Source organism: Acaricomes phytoseiuli DSM 14247 (assembly GCF_000376245.1).
Classification (GTDB): Bacteria; Actinomycetota; Actinomycetes; order Actinomycetales; family Micrococcaceae; genus Renibacterium; species Renibacterium phytoseiuli.
In genome coordinates this window covers 57,441-73,720 of the sequence record NZ_AQXM01000061.1, presented here as the reverse complement: position 1 = coordinate 73,720, position 16,280 = coordinate 57,441, and the positions used below count along the sequence as shown (strand labels likewise).

The following is a 16,280-nucleotide window of genomic DNA, read 5'->3' as shown; positions in this document are numbered from 1 at the left end:
AACCAGCAGAAACAGATCAACTCCCGGAAGGCCCCGATGATGAACCGCCCCCAGCACAGCCTGGCAGCTCAGGGAATCTCCCTGGGCTATGCAGAACGTGCCGTGGTGAGCGATTTGGACGTACTGCTCCCGGAAGGCCGGGTGACCATGATCGTGGGCGCCAATGCCTGCGGGAAATCCACCCTGCTCCGGGGCCTGGCGCGTTTGCTCAAGCCGACACGGGGCGCGGTGCTGCTGGACGGTGAGGATATCCACCGGCTGCCCGCCAAACAGGTGGCGTGCAGCATCGGGCTGCTTCCGCAGGCCCCCGTGGCCCCGGATGGCATCACCGTGGCCGAGCTGGTCGGCCGCGGCCGCTACCCTCATCAGGGCTGGTTCCGAACCTGGTCGGAAGCCGACGATGCTGCTGTCGTCTCCGCCCTAGCCGCTACTGACACCCTGGAACTTGCTGAGCGCAGAGTCGATGAGCTCTCCGGCGGTCAGCGGCAGCGGGTCTGGATCGCCATGGCCCTGGCGCAGGAGACGCCCCTGCTGCTGCTCGATGAGCCGACCACCTATCTGGATATGGCCCATCAGATAGAGGTCCTGGATCTGATCACCGAGCTCAACCGGGAACGAGGCACCACGGTGGCCATCGTGCTCCACGAGCTCAATCTAGCTACTCGCTACGGCGACCACCTGATCGCCATGAAAGAGGGGGGCATCATCGCCCAGGGAGCACCCGCCCGGGTGATCACGGAGGAGCTGGTGCGGGAAGTCTTCGGCCTGGAATCCACCGTTCTCGCAGACCCACTCACGGGAGCACCCATGGTAATCCCGCAGAGCCGGCATCACTCAGCCGCTCTGCGTCCGGAAGCTCCGGAGCTTCCGTCCCTGGAAGACCCCCCATTCCTTGAACACACCGAGGCAGCGGTCAGGAGTTCGCAGGACTTGCAGGAAAGGAGCAGGGCATGACGATGAGCCAGAGCACTGTAGTGCAGAGGCTGCGCGCCTTCAATACAGAGGTGACGAAAGTACAGGATCTGAGCCCGCATTTCCGGCGGATCACCTTCGTCTCCGATGACTTGCGCTTGATGGGTGCTGACGTTCAAGGCCGCACCCTGGATCTGCGGGTGAAAGTCATGGTGCCCTCGGCGGGAAATCTGCAGCCGGATCTGAACGCGATGATGCGCGAATATCCGGAGGACTGGTACCGCCGCTGGTTGCAGATGGGCCCGGAGGCGCGCGGATACATGCGCACTTATACAGTGCGCGAGCGCCGGCTCGATGCTGGAGAAGTGGATATCGATTTCGTCTTGCACCCGCCGGTGGCTGGGCAGGCGCCCGGGCCCGCTTACGGCTGGGCCCGGCAGGCTGAAGTAGGCGACCCAATGGTGCTGCTTGGCCCCAATCTGGATGCCGGCCCTTGCGGAGGCATCGAGTTCCGGCCGGGTGGTGCCAGGCGTTTGCTGTTAGTCGGTGACGAGACCGCGGTGCCTGCGATCGGGTCGATTCTCGAATCGCTTGGCCCGGATGTCTGCGGGCAAGTTGTCCTCGAAGTGCCTCAGGCCGGGGATATCACCGGCCTGGCGGTGCCCCCTGGCCTCGAGCTGACCTGGCTCGTCCGGAACGGCCACCAGCACGGCGAGCAGCTCATCGCTGAAGTGCGCAGGCTCTGTGGGCTGGGCGCGCTGCTATGCCCTGCCGGTTATCCGGGAGTCGCCCAGTGCGAGGAGTTTGAAGAAGTCGATATCGACAAGGAGATCCTCTGGGATACTGCAGAAGGTCAAATGGGCGCTGCTGGTGGCCGTTACGCCTGGATCGCCGGGGAAGCCGGGATGGTTAAGGAGCTGCGCCGTTATCTGGTGCGGGAGGTCGGGATGGGCCGCAAAGACATCGCTTTTATGGGTTATTGGCGGCTGGGCCGGGCGGAGAGCGCATAGCTTCCGTGCCCGGGCTTCGCCTGCGCCCGCCTGGTTCGTAAGATGTAAGGCGTGGACTTTGCACAGCGATATGTGGCGATGGGCGATTCCTTCACCGAAGGCGTGGGGGACGAGGCCCTGGAACTGCCTGATGGAGTGCGCGGCTGGGCTGATCTGGTTGCGGCTCAGCTGGAAGCGCATGAGGGCGGCTGGGGGTACGCGAATCTGGCGATCCGGGGACGGAAAATGGGTCAGATCCTCGATGAGCAGGTGGAGCCGGCCCTCGCGATGCAGCCCACGCTGATCACCATCTACTCCGGGGTGAATGATCTACTGCGCCCCACGGTGGATGTCGATGCCATGGTGACCCGGTACGCGGAGGCGCTACGGACCATGACTAGTACCGGGGCGCAGGTGGCGGTTTTCACGGCCTTCGATCCCAGCGCTTCCAAGCTCTTCGGGGCGCTGCGCGGGCGGATGGCGGTCTACAACGAGCTGGTGCGCGAAGTCGTCGAAGAGTGCGGTGCCACGCTGGTCGATTACTGGCGGTTCCGTCAATACGACGATTCTCGGATGTGGGCAGAAGACCGGATTCATATGTCGAGTGCTGGTCACGAAGAGATGGCCCGCCAGGTGCTGAACGTGCTCAGGAAGTCGTGTTCCTTGCCGGAGAGCCCGCTCGAGGAGACCGCGCAGCGCAGCGTTCAGCAGCGCTTGCGAGCCCATTCGGCGTGGGCCCGCGAGCACGTCGGCCCCTGGATCAGCCGTCGGCTGCGCGGGGCCACCAGCGGGGATGCGCTGAGCCCGCGCTGGCCCGAGCTGCGCACACCGATTGCGCTGCCCTGAGGCCGATCCCGCTACTTTTGATGTCTTCCGTGGCTTTTGAGGGTCTCCGAACGGCATCAAAAGTCACGGAGACCCTCAAAAGTCATAGCGGTCCGGTACGTAGCGTCCCGAGCGGGATGATTCGCTTTAACTGTGCTGCGACCGGTAGACTAACTAGGCGCGTGTAGCGTGGAATCGTGTGATTGCTCCGGTTGCCACCCGTAATTCAACTGCGGGGCGCCGGTAGTTAGGGGCTCAAGTCACATCGATCCGCTATCAGCCTGTTCCGGAATTCTGCGAATTTCTCTGATCTCCGTTCGGCGCTGCGCGGGCACTATATAAATCACATGATGGAGGCAAATCCATGGCAGCACGTTGCCAGGTGACTGGAGCAGAGCCGGGCTTCGGGCACAGCATTTCGCACTCGCATCGCCGTACCAAGCGGCGGTTCGACCCGAATATTCAGAAGAAGCGGTACTGGGTTCCGTCCCTGCGCCGCAACGTCACGCTGACGGTTTCCGCGCGTGGCATCAAGACCATCGACGTCCGCGGCATTGACGCGGTTGTCGCGGACATCCTGGCACGAGGGGAGAAGCTCTAATGGCCAAAGATAAGGACGTCCGTCCGATCATCAAGCTCAAGAGCACGGCAGGTACCGGTTACACCTACGTGACCCGGAAGAACCGCCGTAATGACCCAGACCGCCTGGTACTGAAGAAGTACGATCCGGTAGTCCGTCAGCACGTTGATTTCCGAGAGGAGCGCTAAGCATGGCTAAGAAGTCCAAGATTGCTCGTAACGAGCAGCGCAAGGTCATTGTCGAGCGCAACGCGGAGAAGCGCTTGGCACTGAAGAAGGCGCTGGTTGACCCGAATTCTACCGACGAGCAGCGGGAAGAGGCCCGTCTGGGTCTGCAGAAGCTGCCGCGGAACGCTTCACCGGTGCGGCTGCGCAACCGTGACGCGATCGACGGCCGCCCGCGCGGCACCTTCCAGAAGTTCGGTATCTCCCGCGTTCGTTTCCGGGATATGGCACACAAGGGTGAGCTGCCCGGTGTGCGGAAGTCCAGCTGGTAAGCAGTTTTCGCAGTAACCCTAAGGGGCGATGGTCTTCGGACCATCGCCCCTTGAAGTTTTCTAGGTTTTAAAGTGAAGTTAAAAACACTGCCGGGCTGCTATCGTTCCTGTTCAATAAGTGTTTTCCCCGCACCCGCGGGGATGATCCGTCCGCGCCTCGAGCAGAAAGCGATGCGAATTCGTTTTCCCCGTACCCGCGGGATGCGATTCATGCTGAGTGACGGTACGGTAGCGGCGTACCGGCCAGCTGAGTGTTCAGCTGTGGCGGCTTAGGGCACTTCTAACCCGCCACAGCTGAACACTCACGTTTGAATGTTAGAAAGACGTGTGGCCGGCCCCGATGATCGGAGCCGGCCACACGTAAAAGCTATAAGAAGACCTATTTCTTCTTGGCAGCCTTCTTCGCAGGAGCCTTCTTGGAGACAGCAGCCTTCAGCTTGGAGCCAGCGGACAGCTTGACGCTGTAGCCAGCCGGGATCTGAATGGTCTCGCCGGTCTGCGGGTTGCGGCCGGTACGAGCAGCGCGCTCGGTTCGCTCGATAGCGAGCCAGCCCGGAACGGTGATCTTCTCACCGGCAGCAACGGAGCTTTCGAAAACGGAGAACAGCGCGTCCAGCACGTTGTTCACAGCGGCCTGGCTGGTCTCAGCCTTAGCAGCCACCTCAGCGACAAGCTCACTACGGTTCTTAGCCATTGATGTCCTCCTGGACCTTGATTGGAGCTAGAACACTTCGCCCTAGCCACTGCACGAAAACATACCAGTTATCGCGCACCAATGGGCTCAAAACGCCCGGAAAGCCGCGGAAAATTAGAGATTTCAAGGGTTTATCCACAGATTTAGGCGGGAATTTCGCTACCAGAGGAGTTCCATCATAGTTTGCCGCCTCGAGGAACGCGGGCGGCTTTTCTGAAATCGGTATTGTCTACACAAGCTTCTGGGTTACGATCGCTCTCGTGGATATATCGCGTAGAATGCTCCTGCTCACCGGGGCTACTGTTTCTCTGAACGTGGCCGGTACCGGCGCTGCAACAGCGGATGCTTCATCGATGACCCCTGATGAGCAGGTCCTCTTCGCTGAGGATCGCCTTGTTGGCCTGGGCTGCCCGCTGGGAAAGGGCTAGGCCGGGATGGTGAACGCTAAATAGGTACCCTCGCCGCATTACACTGCGGGCCGACCCGGGGGACCGAACGGCACTCAGAACGTCGTTGACAAAATCGTGATCCATTACATCGTGGGGACTCTGGCAGCTGCCGATAGGGTCTTCATGAGTAATGATCGTCAGGTGAGTGCGCATTACGGCATCGGTGAGGGCGCGATCCATCAGTACGTCAGAGAGCGGGACACCGCGTGGCATGCGGGTCATTTCCCCACCAACACGCAGAGCATCGGCATCGAGCTTTCCGCTGATCCCAACCGACCACCGGATCAGTTCACTTACAACGCCTCTATCCAGCTGTGTATAGAGCTCTGCCGCAAATATGGGCTCGATCCCCGCAGAGCGATCGTTCCGCATAAGCAGTTTGCGAAAACACTCTGCCCCGGGACGGTCGATATCAACTACATCATCGACAATGTAGCCCGGGGTATGTCCAACCGCACGTATCGGCCGGATGCTGCGACGGAGCGCGGGCCGATGGCGGCGTTCTTGTATCGGATGAGTGGTTCTCCTGCGGTGACGCTTCCGGTGACGTCGCCGTTCCGGGATGTGCCGACGAACCATGTGTTCTATCGCGAGATCGTGTGGATGAACCAGTCTGGGATTTCCCAGGGTTGGCCGGATGGCACGTATCGGCCGGATGCTGCGACGGAGCGCGGGCCGATGGCGGCGTTCTTGTATCGGATGAGTGGTTCTCCTGCGGTGACGCTTCCGGTGACGTCGCCGTTCCGGGATGTGCCGACGAACCATGTGTTCTATCAGGAGATCGTGTGGATGTGGCAGTCCGGGATCTCCCAGGGGTGGATCGAATCCTGACCGGGCTGCCCAGCTAAGCAGCCTCCCGCGATTCGCACGTCCTACCTGCGATACCGGACAATGATCAGGTGCCCGTCCTCACCAAGCCCAGCGCCCGGGCCCCACAAGAGCCCTCGCGCCATCATGCGGTCAGCAGCCCCTGGTTCATCGCCGCGGTTCTGGCAGCGGTGCTGGGGCTCACCGGGGCACTGCTCTTCGGCGGGGCTACACCCGCTCGGACGCTCCTAGACCCGGGCCCTGTGGTGCGCTGGGGGCTGCCCTTCGCGCTGACGGTCAACAACATCGCCATCGCCCTGGTGATCGGCTGCCTGGTCTTCGCGGCGGGCATCCTGCCCAAGGAGAAGAACCCGCTATCCCGTCATGCTGAGCAGTACCGGAGCAACAGCGGCCGGCAGATCGAACCGCGCCCCGAGCATCCGGCGTTCACCCGGGTGCTCACGGTAGCCGGTGTTGCCAGCGCTGCGTGGACCCTGGCGGCGATCACGGTCCTGCTCCTGACATATCTGGATCAGGCCGGCATCCCGCTCTCCGGGAGCCCGGAGTTCACCCAGGGCCTGGTGTACTTCATGACGGACTTGGCTTCCGGCCGGGCTTGGCTGGCAGTCAGCGTCTTCGCCGCGGTGGTCACCACGCTCTGCTTCGGCCTGCGTTCCCGCACCGGGTTGGCCGTGACCCTCGCACTCACTCTGAGCGCGCTGGTGCCGCAGGCCTTGATCGGCCATTCGGCGTCCTCCCCGGACCATGAAGGGGCGGTCAGCTCGCTGCTCTTGCACATCGTGGGTGCAGCACTCTGGCTCGGCGGCATCGTGGCCCTATGCTTTGTTTCCAGCCGGATTCTGGAACCTCGCCGGCTGACCGCGCAGGTGCTCCGGCGCTTCTCCGCCCTCGCGCTCTTCGCGTTCTGCTTGGTCCTGGCCTCCGGCACGATCAATGCTGTGATCCGGCTGACGAGCTGGGAGATGCTCTTCGGCTCAGCATACGGCCAGCTGATCCTGCTCAAGACCCTAGCGACCGTGACTGTCGGCGCTATCGGTTTCATGCACCGGCGCTGGATCATCCCGCAGCTGGAATCAGGCGAGCACAGTGCACGCCGGGTGCTCTGGCAGCTCATCGGTGTGGAACTCGTCATCTTGGCCGCGACGAGCGGTGTGGCGGTCGGGCTGAGCCGATCCGCGCCGCCGCAGCCCACGGAGTACGCTCCGGATACTTCCCCGGCAGAGATCCTCTCCGGCTACCCGCTTCCGCCGGAGCTCACTCCGGTACGGTGGCTCACCGAGTGGCGGATGGACTGGCTCTGGCTGGCTATTGCGATGAGCGCAGCAGCCGCATATCTGCTCACCGCGCGCAGGTTGCGCAGCAGCGGGGGTGCCTGGCCGCGTCTGAAGACCGGATGCTGGTTGCTGGGTATCGCGACGCTGGTCTACCTGACCTCGGGTGCTCCGGAGGTCTACGGCAGGGTTCTTCTCAGCGTGAACATCACCACGCAGATAGCGCTCATCGCGGTAGCGCCGGTTCTTCTCGTGCTGGCAGCCCCGGTGGCGCTGGCGTTCAGGGTGCAGCCGGCCCGGGAGGACGGCAGCCGAGGGCCGCGGGAGTGGCTCCTGACGCTGACGCATTCCAGGCTCGCCGCGGTGCTCACCCATCCGGTTTTCGCATCGCTGAACGTCATTGCGGGCCTGGCCGTCTTCTACTCATCGCCGCTTCTCGGTTTCGCATTGCGGGATTATCTGGGCCGTGAACTGACGACCTTGTATTTTCTGATCTCCGGCTGCCTTTTCACGCTTTCGATGATCGGCCCGGCCGGGGCATCGCGCCGCTTCGGCTCCCCGCTGAGGTGGTCGCTGCTCGCGGCCGTGCTCGCCGGGTACGCCGCTGCCGGTTACCTTCTGACCTCCACGGATGCTCTGCTGCAGGCTTCGTACTTCGGGAATCTGGGCCGTGATTGGGGGGTATCGGCGATCGCCGACCAGCAGCTCGGCGGTGCGCTGCTTTGGGGTGCCGGCGCGGCAGCCATCGTCATCCTCGTCACCGCTATGGCGATGAGGGCATTCGGCCCATCGCGCCGCGCGCACCAGCAGGAGCCGGGTCCGAAGACCGGCCGGAATAACAGCCCCGTTCCGGACGCTGATCAGATCAAGTCCAGCCGGACCACCAATTCTGAGGAGAGATGATGCCAGAGCAGCTCAGCGCACGCCCCGCCAGCCGGGTGCGGGCTTCGGAACTGACCGGCCGAGCCTGGTTGAATACCGGCGGCCAGTCACTGGACCTGCAGAAATTGCGCGGGAAGATTGTGCTGCTGGATTTCTGGACGTTCTGCTGCATCAACTGCCTGCATGTCCTCGACGAACTCCGCCCGCTCGAAGAGCAGTACGCTGATGTGTTGGTGACCGTGGGTGTGCACTCGCCCAAATTCGAGCACGAGGCGGATCCGGAGGCCCTCGCCGCCGCGGTGGAGCGCTACGAGATCCGCCACCCCGTGCTCGATGACCCGGAGCTGGCGACCTGGCAGGCCTATTCGGCCCGAGCCTGGCCCACTCTGGTCGTTATCGACCCTGAGGGCTATATCGTCGCTCATCTTTCCGGTGAGGGTCACGCCGCCGGATTGGCGAGCCTCATCCCGGAGCTGATCGCCGAGCATGAAGCCCAGGGCACTCTGCACCGGGGCGATGGCCCCTATATCGCTCCGGAGCCGCGTTCCGGGACCTTGCGTTTCCCCGGGAAGGTGCTGCCGCTGCCCGCAGCGCAGGGCGAGCCGGTCAGTTTCCTGGTGTCGGACACCGGGCATCATCGGCTCGTGGAACTGGCAGGGGATCTGCAGACGGTGCTGCGCACCATCGGCGCAGGCCCGGAGAGCGAATCCGGGCAGCGCGGATTCGCGGACGGCCCGGCGGCCGAAGCCCGTTTCAACGAACCGCACGGTCTGGCGCTGCTGCCCCGGGATGTCGCGGAACAAACAGGGTATGACGTCGTGGTCGCCGATGCGGTCAACCACCGGCTGCGTGGCCTCAGCCTGGAAACCGGGCAGGTCACCACGCTTGCGGGGAACGGCGTTCAGAGGCTGCTCGATGCCGGCCCGGCCCGGGTGAACGCCGAAGGCGGGGCTGCTCTGGGCTGACTGCCCGGGGAGCCGCGGGAGATCTCGCTCTCTTCTCCCTGGGATGTGGTGTATTCCGAGCAGTTGGGTCAGGTGGTGATCGCCATGGCGGGGACTCATCAGATCTTCGGCTTCGACCCGCTGAGCAGAAAGCTGAGCATCCTGGCGGGCACCGGACTGGAGGGCGTTCTTGACGGTGCCCCGGATCAGGCCTGGTTCGCGCAGCCCTCAGGGCTCGCCGTGGATGCTCAAGGCGATATCTGGGTGGCCGATTCGGAGACCTCGGCGCTGCGGGTGCTTCGGGTTCAGGACGGTGAGCTCAGCGCTGTCGAGACCGTGATCGGGGAAGGGCTCTTCGACTTCGGATTCCGGGATGGTCCTTCCGAGCAAGCCCGGTTGCAGCACCCTCTCGGTGCAGCGGTGCTGCCAGATGGCTCCGTGGCCATCGCGGATACCTATAATGGTGCGGTCCGCCGGTATGACCCCGTCCAGCGAACCGTGAGCACCCTGGCCCGAGGGCTGGCTGAACCCTCTGACGTGCTGCTGGATGGCAAGCACCTGCTCGTGGTGGAGGCCAACCGGCACCAGCTGACGCGCATCCCGGTGCCGAGCGAAGCACTGGCTGTGGACGAGGGGGCTGCGCAGATGCAGCGGCCGCGGACGGATCTGGCCCCAGGAGATCTTCAGCTGACGGTGCGCTTCGCTGCGCCGAGCGGGCAGAAGCTGGATCACCGCTGGGGAGACCCGACGCAGCTGAAGATCTCAGCGACCCCGCCGGAACTGCTCAGCGCAGGTTCCGGCACGGCTCAGGGGCTGAACCGCACCCTGGTGCTCAACGGCGATGTCACAGAAGGTGTGCTGCATATTACGGCCCGGGCTGCGGCGTGCGATGGTGAGCCCGATGGCGAGATCCCGGAATACGCGGCCTGCCATATGTACCAGCAGGATTGGGGCATCCCGGTCCGCCTGGTCGGTACGGGCGATCGCGAGCTGGCTCTCGACCTCCGCGGGATGCACTGAACCGGGACGCTGAAGAGCTGCCGATAGGTCGGGCGGGGAACCATGGTTCCCCGCCCGACCTATCGGCAGCTGATCTCAGATTTTCAAGCCGAGGGCTCAGAGAGCGCCGCCGGCGGCCTCCGGTGCGGAGGCGTCCTCGCCGCCGTCGCCAACGGTTTCGCGGGCCAGGAAGTTCTCGATTTCGAAGAGTGTATCGGCGCGCTCAGCGATGTTCACCAGGGTGTTCATCGAGGCGACCTCTTCGACCTGCTCCTTGAGGAACCAGAGCATGAACTGCTCGCCTAGGGCGTCATTCTCCTCACGTGCAGTGGCGAAGAGCCGCTCGATCTGCTCGGTGACCTGCTTTTCCTGGTTCAGGGCGAGTGTGAGCGGCTCCAGGACGTCAGCGAAGTCATTCACGATGCTGTTGCCGCTGATTCCTGGGATCTCGATCTGCAAATCGCGATCCAGCATGTACTGCACTATCATCATGGCGTGATTGCGCTCCTCGAGCGACTGCTTGTAGAAGTGCGCTGCGAGCTGAGGCAGATCCTGCGCGTCAAACCACACGGCGACGGCGATGTACTGCTGCGAAGCGGTGAATTCGTGGCCGATCTGTTCCTGAAGAAGAGTGGTGTATTTGCTCATGAACTCATCGTAGTTATTCCGACTCATTCACGATAGGCAGCGTAGCCAATCCTCAGCGAGCATAGCTAAACCTTGCTCGATTGCGCACGGGCAGTACTGAACTCAGTACTGAACGACCGGCGTGACGTTGACGCTATCGCCGTTGATGGTGAGTTTCGCGCTGAAACCGTAGCTCTCTTCCTCGTCGACCTTGCGGAACGCGCCGGTGAGGTTGTTCTGCTCGGTGAAGGTGATCCGGGCCTTCAGGGACAGCGGCGCAATAGACCAGCCGCCGCCGTAGGCTGTGATCTGCGCTTGCGGATACTCGGTGATCGTCCAGGTGATCGGGGAGGCTACCCGGTTGGCGGTGCGCCAGCCCAGAGGGCATCCGGTAGGCAGCAGCACGGCCTGCCGGCTACAGCCGTCCAGGTATTCTTTCAGCCTGGCATCGACCTGATTGTTGAGCGCTGCGGTCGGCTGAGTGATCAGGGTGGCGGTCTGCGGAACCGACTTCCCGTTTTCCACCAGCACGACGCGCTCGGGAGCTTCGAAAAGCGGGCCTTGCAGTGAGGCCCGGTAGTTGCCCGGGAAGAAAGTGGCGAAAGTGCCCCGCCCTCCAGGGGTGCCCACGGTGACGTTGTTGATTTCCACTACTTCGGAGTTCACCACTGAAACGTTCATCGTGGGCAGAGTGATGGGTGTGAGCTGCCATTTACTGAAGAACATCCACTCCGTTCCGACCGGTTCCAGCGTGAAATCCGCGCTGTGCGGCGTGTTGTCCGCGGAGTATGCGACGTTGATCTTCACCCGCTGGTTGCCGATATTCTGCGGCTGCCCTATTTTGACGTCCTCGATTCCGGCAGCGGCCTGCTTGAGCGCCTCGCCATCGAGCAGTGCGGGGGAGGCCGGTGGAATATTGGCGCGGAGCAGGCCGAGTGCCTTGGCGCCGTTGCCATCCCGCATTGCCTGAAGGTAATCCCGGATGGGCTGCTGCGGCCCGTAAAGATTGGTGCTGACCAGCTGAATGGTGATGATTCCCGCGGCGATGACCGCCAGCAGCCCGAAAAGCCAGGCTGCTGCGGCCCGGACGAGCGGTGTGCCGGGCCGGGGGGGTCTGGTCTCGGCCAGATGCGCATGCGGAGTCGTCAAGGTATACCTGAAATGTTCTGTGCGGGGTCAGCGCCGTCGTCGCCGGCTCGTGGTGCCGAAGACATCGCGCATGATGTTACGGCCCAGAGCGGTACCCATGGACCGGACCATGGATTGCAGACCGCCGCCAAGGATGCCGCCCAGAGCCCCGGCGATCTCGTTGCTCATGCCGTTGCTGTTCTGGGTCTGCTGCGGTGCCGGCGGGGGCGGAATCGGGACCGGCGGTGCCGGGGTGGGCGGCTCCGGCTGACCTACGGATTCGCCCGTGGTGGGTGCTGCCGGAGTGTTCTGTCCCTGCAGTTTTTCGTAGGCGGAGATCGGATCCACTTCGGTGCCGTAGGTGGCGAGCAATGGAGAGGCAGCCACGGTGGACTTAATGAGTTCCTCAGGGCTCGGGCCCATGACGGATTCCGGTGCGCGGAGCCGAGTCAGCGCGACCGGCGTGGGTGCGCCTTTCTCGTTCATCACGGTGATCACGGCTTCGCCGATGCCGGCGCTGGTGAGGGTCTTCTCCAGGTCGTAGTCGCTCACCGGGAAGGTGGAGACGGTCGCCTTGAGCGCTTTGGCGTCGTCCGGGGTGAAGGCGCGCAAAGCATGCTGCACCCGGTTGGCGAGCTGGGACAGCACATCCGCGGGGACATCTTTGGGTGTCTGGGTGACGAAGAAGATGCCGACGCCCTTGGAGCGGATGAGCCGCACCGTCTGGGTGATCGCGTTGAGGAAGGCTTTGGAGGCACCTTTGAACAGCAGATGCGCTTCGTCGAGGAAGAAGACCAGTTTGGGCTTGTCCTGATCGCCGACTTCCGGCAGATCGCGGAACAGGTCGGCGAGCAGCCACATCAGGAAGGTCGAGAACAGCAGGGGCTTGTCCTGGATGCTCGGCAGTTCCAAGCAGGTGATCACGCCGCGGCCATCGGGTGCGGTGCGCAGCAGCTCTGCGGTATCGAATTCCGGCATGCCGAAGAACTTGCTCATGCCCTGGGCCTCCAGGGTCGCCAGCTCGCGCAGGATCACCCCTGCGGTGGCCTTGGAGAGGCCGCCGAGGTCCGCGAGTGCGCTCTTGCCCTCATCTGAGGTAAGGAACTGGATCACGGCGCGCAGGTCTTTGAGGTCGTAGAGTTCTAGGCCCTGCTGATCCGCGTAATGGAAGATGAGCTGAAGCGAGGATTCTTGGGTATCGTTCAGGCCCATCACCCGGGCGAGCAGGATCGGGCCGAACGAGGTGATCGCGGCGCGGACCGGGACCCCGTTGCCCTCCCCGCCCAGCGCCAGGAATTCCACCGGGTACGCTGTGCCGGACCAGTCTTGGCCCAGGCTGCTGGTGCGGGCGGTCAGTTTTTCGCTGGCGGTCCCGGCGGTGGCTAGGCCGGAGAGGTCGCCTTTGATGTCTGCCATGAAAACCGGAACCCCGGCTGCAGAGAGCTGCTCGGCGACCATCTGCAGGGTCACGGTTTTGCCGGTTCCCGTCGCTCCAGCGACCAGCCCGTGGCGATTCATCATCGAAAGCGGTAGCCGGACCTGGGCGTCCGGGTAGGGCTCATCGTTCACAAGAGCCGCGCCCAGGGTGATAGCCGGGCCATCGAAGGTGTAGCCCTGCACGATGTTGGCGACGATATCCGCCGCGTCTTTGGAAGCCATGTAGTTAGGTTACCCAATAAGGTCTGGCAGATGCTGGATAAGGCGCGCAGGTGTTCTAATGCGCAAGCTCAGACGCGCACAGCCAGCGGCGGCCGCAGCTGAGCTGAATCCGCCGGCTCCGCAGGGTCCTCGCCGATCCGGGCGATGCGGTTCTGCGCGTCCACGTGAACGACCACGGGAGTGAAGCTCCGGGTCTCAGCATCGCTGAGCTGGGCGTAGCTGATCAGGATCACGAGGTCACCGACGTTGATAAGATGCGCGGCGGCACCGTTGATGCCGATCACCCCGCTGCCGCGCTCGCCGGCAATGGTATAGGTCTCCAGCCGGGCGCCGTTGCTGACGTCGACGATCGAGACCAGTTCGCCCGGCAGGATATCCGCGGCCTCGAGCAGATCGGAGTCCACCGTGACGGATCCAACGTAGTGCAGGTCGGCATGGGTCACCGTGGCGCGGTGGATTTTGGATTTGAACATGGTACGGATCATCGGTCTTAGTCTAATCCTGTTCTCAGTTCCGGTTCAGTTCCGGGAAGGGTGCAGTTTCCGGCCGAGGATGGCCTGTTCCAGGGCGTCGATCACTTCGGTGCGGGCCAGCGAATTGCGGATCAGCGTGAAATCTACTTCGCCCACCGGGGGCAGATCGAAGCGGCGGGTGATCGCGGCCAGATCTTCCGGGATCAGCGTGCTCGGCATGACGGTGACGCCGATGCCGGCCCGCACGGCGGCGATGATCCCGTTGATCTCACGGGTATTGCAGGTGATCCGCCAGGTCTTGCCGGCCTTCTCTAGGGCGTCGATCGCCAGTGTCCGGCTCAGGCTGGGGGCCGGGTACGTGATGAGCGGTACCGGCCCGTCCGGATCGAGCTGGGTCTGCTCTAAGCCGACCCAGGAGAAGTGGTCGTGCCGCACCACTACGCCCTCGGGTTCCCCAGACAGCCCATTGACCCATTTCACGAAGACCAGATCCAGTTGCCCGGCTTTGACCTTGCGGAACAGCTGATCGCTCTGGCTGACCGTGAGCTCCAGATTGATCTGCGGGTAGAGCTGGCGGAAATCCCGCAGGATGGTCGGCAAGCGGGTATGCGCCAGATCATCGGCGGTGCCGAAACGCAGCCTGCCCCGCATCGCGGCTCCGGAGAAATAGCGAGTGGCATCGTCCTGGGCCGCGAGGATGCTGCGCGCGAAGCCGGCCATGGCGTCCCCGTTATCGGTGAGCCGGACATCCCTGGTATCCCGGAGGATCAGCTGCCGTCCGGCGGCCTCCTCGAGCTTGCGCACATGCTGGCTCACGGTGGGCTGGCTCAGGCCGAGCCGCCCGGCGGCTTGGGTGAAGCTGAGGGTTTCCGCAACGGAGAGGAAGCTGCGCAGCTGATCGTTATCGAACATCGTATGAGGGTTCCTGAAGGGTGTGCGGATCGTGCATCTTTGGGGAAGGCGGCCCGCTGACCAACTTATTAGCATTCGTAATAGGACTTATAGGGATTATATCTCTTATCAATGCGGTTATCGAAGAGTAGCGTGAAGATGTTCCCCGGATACGCGCAGGGATGCGGATCCAAGCTCAGCCGACCAAATCAGCCCGTGAATCTTCCAGCATGAGAGGTGCTCTGTGGCTCCCCGCAGTCCTGACTCCATCACCGAGACCGCACCTGCGGAATCGGCAACTCCTGCTCCTGCGGCGGCGTCCGCCGTCACCGCACCGGTCACCCTGGTGAATCAGCGCACCGGCGTGAAGGGCATGCTCGCGCTCTTCGCCATCCGCAACTACCGGTACTTCACCGTGGCGCATATCGTCGCGATGACCGCGTTGTGGATGCAGCGCATCGCCCAGGATTGGATCGTGCTGCAGCTCTCCGGCTCGGTCACCGCCGTCGGCATCACCGTCGCGCTGCAGTTCGCCCCAACGCTGCTTCTGGGCCCTTGGGGAGGAGTGCTCGCTGACAGATTCTCCAAACGCGCTCTGATCATGATCGCGCAGAGCGCCGCAGCAGTCCTGGCCGCGGTGATGGGCGTGCTCGCGCTCACCGGAGCGCTGCAGGTCTGGCATATTTATGTCATCGCGCTGCTGCTGGGTCTGGTCACGGTGATCGATCAGCCAGCGCGTCAGGTCTTCGTCAACGAGTTGGTCGGGCCCGCGCAGCTGCGCAATGCGATCAGCATCAACTCATCGATCTTCCAGCTCGGCGGCATGATCGGGCCGGCTATCGCCGGTGCGATGCTGGTTGCCATCGGCGGCGGCTGGGCCTTTATCGTCAACGCCTTGGCCTGCGTCTTCACGGTGAGCATGCTCCTCGCGATGCGCCCGGCAGACCTCCTGCGCTCGGCTCTGGTGCCGCGGACCAAGGGCATGCTTGCGGAGGGAGCCCGTTACCTGGTCGGCAAACCTGCCATCCTCTTCACCACGATCATGGTCGCTTTCGTCGCGGTCTTCGCGCTGGGCCTGCCCGTGCTCATGGCCGCCTTCGCGGATCACGTCTTCGACGCCGGCCCCGGAGGGTACGGGCTGTTCAATACCTTGATCGCAGTTGGCGCGCTGGCCGGCGCGCTGGCTTCCACCCGGCGCAAGGAGCTGAGACTGCGCTCCGTGATCATCGGCGCGGGCGCCTATGGGGCGGCCCTCATGGTCGCAGCGCTGATGCCATCGCTGTGGAGTTTCGCCGCGGTGATGACCATCGCCGGATTCACCTGCCTGCTCTTCCTGACCGCATCCAATCAGCTGGTGCAGATCTCGACCAATATGCAGATCCGGGGCCGGGTGATGAGTCTCTACATCATGGTGCTCATCGGCGGCCAGGCCATCGGCGGCCCGGTCATCGGCTGGCTGGCCGAGCATCTGGGCCCGGAGCCGGCGCTGCTGCTCTCCGGCGCCGTACCGGTGCTGGCCGCGATCGTGATCGGCGTGATCCTAGCTCGCCGCGGAGAGTTGATGCTCCGCTTCAACGTCCGCCGCCCGGGGCAGTTCGTGCAGATCGTGCACCGCTGAGCCGTGTCAGTGGAT

16 protein-coding genes and 2 pseudogenes are annotated in these 16,280 nt (G+C 63.5%); 12 read left to right on the top strand and 6 right to left on the bottom strand.

Going from position 1 to position 16,280, the window contains the following annotated elements:
• Positions 1 to 36 precede the first annotated feature (36 nt).
• The 6 genes from C501_RS0109015 (at position 37) to rpsN (ending at position 3,802) form a co-directional block, all read left to right on the top strand.
• Entirely contained in the window at positions 37 to 954 is a 918-nt protein-coding gene (locus tag C501_RS0109015) for an ABC transporter ATP-binding protein (RefSeq protein ID WP_083906592.1), read from the top strand.
• Positions 951 to 1,922 (top strand): siderophore-interacting protein, encoded by a 972-nt coding sequence (locus C501_RS0109010; RefSeq protein ID WP_018135299.1) that lies wholly within the window; start codon positions 951 to 953, stop codon positions 1,920 to 1,922. The genes C501_RS0109015 and C501_RS0109010 overlap by 4 nt, the downstream gene beginning before the upstream one ends.
• Positions 1,923 to 1,973: 51 nt before the next feature.
• The gene (locus C501_RS0109005; protein ID WP_026174776.1) at positions 1,974 to 2,747 is read left to right on the top strand and encodes an SGNH/GDSL hydrolase family protein; all 774 of its coding nucleotides are present in this window, start codon (positions 1,974 to 1,976) and stop codon (positions 2,745 to 2,747) included.
• A 343-nt stretch (positions 2,748 to 3,090) separates the two neighbouring features.
• The gene (rpmB, locus tag C501_RS0109000; protein ID WP_026174775.1) at positions 3,091 to 3,327 is read left to right on the top strand and encodes a 50S ribosomal protein L28; all 237 of its coding nucleotides are present in this window, start codon (positions 3,091 to 3,093) and stop codon (positions 3,325 to 3,327) included.
• Complete coding sequence (gene rpmG / locus C501_RS0108995; RefSeq protein ID WP_018135296.1) at positions 3,327 to 3,494, top strand: 50S ribosomal protein L33; 168 nt, start codon at positions 3,327 to 3,329, stop codon at positions 3,492 to 3,494. The genes rpmB and rpmG overlap by 1 nt, the downstream gene beginning before the upstream one ends.
• Positions 3,495 to 3,496: 2 nt before the next feature.
• Entirely contained in the window at positions 3,497 to 3,802 is a 306-nt protein-coding gene (gene rpsN, locus C501_RS0108990) for a 30S ribosomal protein S14 (RefSeq protein WP_018135295.1), read from the top strand.
• A 379-nt stretch (positions 3,803 to 4,181) separates the two neighbouring features.
• Here the strand turns inward: rpsN and C501_RS0108985 are convergent, their stop codons facing one another.
• Positions 4,182 to 4,496 carry an HU family DNA-binding protein gene (locus tag C501_RS0108985; protein ID WP_018135294.1) on the bottom strand — a complete coding sequence of 105 codons (315 nt, stop codon included), beginning with the start codon at positions 4,494 to 4,496 and terminating at the stop codon, positions 4,182 to 4,184.
• A gap of 260 nt (positions 4,497 to 4,756) precedes the next feature.
• Between C501_RS0108985 and C501_RS14305 the strand changes: the two genes are divergently transcribed.
• The 5 genes and pseudogenes from C501_RS14305 (at position 4,757) to C501_RS12980 (ending at position 9,890) form a co-directional block, all read left to right on the top strand.
• Entirely contained in the window at positions 4,757 to 4,924 is a 168-nt protein-coding gene (locus tag C501_RS14305; RefSeq protein WP_156807709.1) for a hypothetical protein, read from the top strand.
• Positions 4,925 to 5,014: 90 nt separating this feature from the next.
• A pseudogene (locus C501_RS14830) lies at positions 5,015 to 5,335 on the top strand (peptidoglycan recognition protein family protein); the annotation flags it as partial.
• 54 nt (positions 5,336 to 5,389) lie between these two features.
• Complete coding sequence (locus C501_RS14825) at positions 5,390 to 5,776, top strand: S-layer homology domain-containing protein (protein WP_342662536.1); 387 nt, start codon at positions 5,390 to 5,392, stop codon at positions 5,774 to 5,776.
• Positions 5,777 to 5,844: 68 nt separating this feature from the next.
• Positions 5,845 to 7,947: a bifunctional copper resistance protein CopD/cytochrome c oxidase assembly protein gene (locus C501_RS0108970; protein WP_018135291.1), complete on the top strand. Its 2,103-nt coding sequence runs from the start codon at positions 5,845 to 5,847 to the stop codon at positions 7,945 to 7,947.
• Positions 7,947 to 9,890, top strand: a pseudogene (locus C501_RS12980) (NHL domain-containing thioredoxin family protein). The gene C501_RS0108970 and the pseudogene C501_RS12980 overlap by 1 nt, the downstream one beginning before the upstream one ends.
• A gap of 96 nt (positions 9,891 to 9,986) precedes the next feature.
• Here C501_RS12980 and C501_RS0108960 read toward each other — a convergent pair.
• From C501_RS0108960 to C501_RS0108940, 5 genes are all read right to left on the bottom strand, one after another.
• Positions 9,987 to 10,517: a ferritin gene (locus C501_RS0108960; RefSeq protein WP_026174774.1), complete on the bottom strand. Its 531-nt coding sequence runs from the start codon at positions 10,515 to 10,517 to the stop codon at positions 9,987 to 9,989.
• 102 nt (positions 10,518 to 10,619) lie between these two features.
• Positions 10,620 to 11,645 (bottom strand): zinc ribbon domain-containing protein, encoded by a 1,026-nt coding sequence (locus C501_RS0108955; protein ID WP_018135287.1) that lies wholly within the window; start codon positions 11,643 to 11,645, stop codon positions 10,620 to 10,622.
• Positions 11,646 to 11,672: 27 nt separating this feature from the next.
• Positions 11,673 to 13,283, bottom strand: a complete 1,611-nt coding sequence (locus C501_RS0108950) for a helicase HerA-like domain-containing protein (protein ID WP_018135286.1) — start codon at positions 13,281 to 13,283, stop codon at positions 11,673 to 11,675.
• A 68-nt stretch (positions 13,284 to 13,351) separates the two neighbouring features.
• Positions 13,352 to 13,768 (bottom strand): aspartate 1-decarboxylase, encoded by a 417-nt coding sequence (gene panD, locus C501_RS0108945; protein WP_018135285.1) that lies wholly within the window; start codon positions 13,766 to 13,768, stop codon positions 13,352 to 13,354.
• 33 nt (positions 13,769 to 13,801) lie between these two features.
• Complete coding sequence (locus C501_RS0108940; RefSeq protein ID WP_018135284.1) at positions 13,802 to 14,668, bottom strand: LysR family transcriptional regulator; 867 nt, start codon at positions 14,666 to 14,668, stop codon at positions 13,802 to 13,804.
• Positions 14,669 to 14,891: 223 nt separating this feature from the next.
• On the opposite strand from C501_RS0108940, the gene C501_RS0108935 reads away from it, so the two are divergent.
• Positions 14,892 to 16,265: an MFS transporter gene (locus tag C501_RS0108935; protein ID WP_018135283.1), complete on the top strand. Its 1,374-nt coding sequence runs from the start codon at positions 14,892 to 14,894 to the stop codon at positions 16,263 to 16,265.
• The last annotated feature ends 15 nt before the right edge of the window (positions 16,266 to 16,280 follow it).